We start from the raw sequence: 2,990 nt of genomic DNA on the forward strand, positions 1-2,990 counted from the left end.
TGCACAGCACGTTGAGCAGCCGCGCCGCGCCCGGCGCCAGCGGGCGGGCCGCAAAGGGTTGTGGCGCGGCGGCCTCGGGTTGGTGCAGGTGTTCAGCCACGCCGTCCTCTCTGGTTGTCCGGGTCGTAGTCCATGTGGCCCGCCGACCTGCGGTCGGCGTTGCCGTCGTCCTGCCGGGCGTTATCCGTCACCTCCACCCGCACGCCGCCCTTTTCCAGCTGGTCCAGCCGGGCCTTCAGCTCTGCGCGGGCGGCCACCAGGGTCTGGAACGAGTTGGCGTCGTCGGTGGCCAGATCGACCATGAGCATGCCGTCGGGGCCGCGGGTCATGCGAATTTCGGTGCCGGGCAGGGCATCGCCCAGCAGGATGCGCACCTCGTTGCCGCCCGATTCGGGCGTGGAGACCAGGATGCGTTCGACCAGCGAAGAGGTCAGCCCGTCCCTGTTAGCGGGGTCGGCGGGGGCGGCGGGGGCGGAAGCCTGCGCGGCGGCCTGTGCGCCATCGGCCCCGTCGGGGCCGACGCGGCGGAACATCCCTTCCATGGCCCCGCCCAGCAACTGGAACGGCGATGCGGACATCCCGTCGTCCACCTGGTCGGTGTCGTCGCCGCCCTTGCCGCCCTGTTCGGAGTTCCTGCGGTCGTCCTGATTGCGACCGGCAACCCGCCTGTCACCCGACGCGTCCCGGTCACCGGACACGCCGGAGCCGGGCTGACCGTCCCGGGCATCACCCATGGCCCGGTCGAAGGCGTCCACGTCGCGCTCCTGCGGCGGCGCATCACGCCGTCCGGCGGCCCCCTGTGCACCCGCCTGGGCGGCGGCCGCCTCGGCCAGCCTGCCTGCATCCACTTTCAGAAAATCGGCCATGGTGCTCTCCGTCACGCCATCCCGTCATCGTCGTCCGACGTGGTCACGGGCACGGCCTTGAACTCTTCCATTTCGATGTCCGCCAGCCGTTCGGTCTCGCGGCGCATCTCCTCGCTCCAGATGTCCTTGTGCGCCGCTATCTTGGCCACCTCGCGCCGGGCCTTGGCCACGGCGGCGCGCGCATCGGCCACGGCCTTGCGGCATTCCTCCACGCGGCGGTCGGCGTCGGCCACGGCCTGTTCGCGCTGCAATTCCGCCTGCGCCAGCGCCGCCAGCCCCGCCTTGAACCGGTCTAGGTCATCCATGGCCATGGACGTGCCCATGATGGCATCGTAGCGGCGTTCTTCCTCGCCGGGCCGCCAGGCGCGGTAACGCTCCAGTTCGGCACGACGGTCCTCCGCCGCCTGCACGGCCTCGCGCAGCATGCCTTCCGCGGCCATCAGGGCGTTGCGCGCCCCGTTCTCGCGAAAGTGGCGCACGTTCAGCAGCGGCTGCAACGGATAGGGCGTCGCCACGAACTATTCCACCACCTTGCGCAGGGCGGCCAGCGTGTCATCGAACCCGCTGCGCTCGTCCAGCCCCTGGCGCAGGAAGGCGTTGACCGCGGCTACCCTGTCCAGCGCCTCGTCCGCCTCCTTGTCCGACCCGCGCTTGTACTCGCCGATCTGCACCAGCAGCTCCACTTCGGCGTACTTTGCCAGCACCTTGCGCAACTTTTGCGCAGCGGCCTTGTGCTCCTTGTCCACGATGGCGTTCATGACGCGGCTGACGCTGGCCTGCACGTCGATGGCCGGATAGTGGTTGGCGGCGGCCAACTTGCGCGAAAGCACGATGTGCCCGTCCAGGATGGACCGGGTTTCGTCGGCGATGGGTTCCGTCATGTCGTCGCCTTCCACCAGTACGGTATAGAGCGCGGTGATGGACCCCTTGTCCGAATTGCCCGCCCGCTCCATGAGGCGCGGCAGGGTGGAGAACACCGACGGCGGAAAGCCGCGCCGTGTGGGGGGCTCACCAGCCGCGAGGCCGATTTCGCGCTGTGCGCGGCCAAAGCGGGTCACGGAATCCATCATGAGCAGCACGCTACGGCGCTGGTCGCGGAAATATTCGGCAATGGCCGTGGCGGTATAGGCGGCCTTCAGGCGTTCCATGGACGACCTGTCCGAGGTGGAAACCACCAGCACCGCCTTCTTGCGGCCTTCCGGCCCCAGGTCGTGCTCTATGAATTCGCGCACTTCGCGGCCACGTTCGCCGATAAGGGCCAGCACGCACACATCCGCCGAGCAGCCCTTGATGATGCTGGACAGCAGCGTGCTCTTGCCGCCGCCCGCCGCCGCGAAAATGCCCATGCGCTGCCCTTCGCCGCAGGTGAGCACCCCGTCCAGCACGCGCAGGCCAAGGGAGATGGGCCGGTCGATGATGCGCCGCTGCATGGGGTTGGGCGGCTGGGCATAGACGGGATAGCGGGTGCGCGGCTTCAGCGGCGGGCCGCCGTCCATGGGTTCGCCCAGTCCGTCCAGCACGCGGCCCAGCAGGTCTTCGCCCACGGGTATGGACAGGATTTCGCCGGTGGGGATGACCTCCGTGGCCGGGGACACCCCTTGCAGGTCGCCCAGCGGGGTCAGCAGGGCCACCTGCTTGACGAAGCCCACCACCTCGGCCCGCAGGGTCCAGTCTTCCCACGGGTTGCGCAGGATGCACAGCTCGCCCACCTTCACGCCGGGCACCACGGCCCGGATGATGGTGCCCACCACCTGCTCCACGCGACCGCGCACCTCCACCGTGGGGCCGCTGTGCACGGCCTCTTCCAGCAGGGCTCCGATGTACTCAAAGGCCATGGCGGCCTCCCGCTGCGGCAGGCAGGGCGCGCGCCGCGCTGGCGCGGTTAGCGGATCTTGGCATGAAACGCGTTCTCCAGTGCCTTCAGCTGCGTTTCCAGGCTGGCGTCCACCACGCCCAGTTCGCTTTCCAGCAGGCAGGCCCCCCGCTCCAGGCGGGGGTCGGCCACCACGTCGAGAAAGCTGGCGGAACCGGGCGCGGATTGCAGCATGGCCCCAAGCGCCTCGGTCACGGCGCGCTCGTCCGCCGGGGCCACGCGCACCACCACCCGCTGCTGGCTGCGCACGG

General features: G+C 69.7%; 4 protein-coding genes. All 4 read right to left on the reverse strand.

Annotation, left to right across the window (positions count from 1 at the left end; genetic code table 11):
• Window positions 1-92: 92 nt before the first annotated feature.
• Window positions 93-866, reverse strand: a complete 774-nt coding sequence (locus FVW20_RS11080) for a type III secretion system needle length determinant (protein ID WP_196609614.1) — start codon at window positions 864-866, stop codon at window positions 93-95.
• Between the two features lie 11 nt (window positions 867-877).
• Window positions 878-1,381, reverse strand: a complete 504-nt coding sequence (locus tag FVW20_RS11085; protein WP_196609616.1) for a type III secretion protein — start codon at window positions 1,379-1,381, stop codon at window positions 878-880.
• A gap of 3 nt (window positions 1,382-1,384) precedes the next feature.
• Window positions 1,385-2,701: a type III secretion system ATPase SctN gene (gene sctN / locus FVW20_RS11090; protein ID WP_196609617.1), complete on the reverse strand. Its 1,317-nt coding sequence runs from the start codon at window positions 2,699-2,701 to the stop codon at window positions 1,385-1,387.
• A 47-nt stretch (window positions 2,702-2,748) separates the two neighbouring features.
• Window positions 2,749-2,990 (reverse strand): FliH/SctL family protein (locus FVW20_RS11095; RefSeq protein WP_269145824.1); only part of this gene is annotated, 242 nt, incomplete at its 5' end.

Origin of the sequence: Nitratidesulfovibrio oxamicus (assembly GCF_015731765.1) — a bacterium.
Classification (GTDB): Bacteria; Desulfobacterota; Desulfovibrionia; order Desulfovibrionales; family Desulfovibrionaceae; genus Cupidesulfovibrio; species Cupidesulfovibrio oxamicus.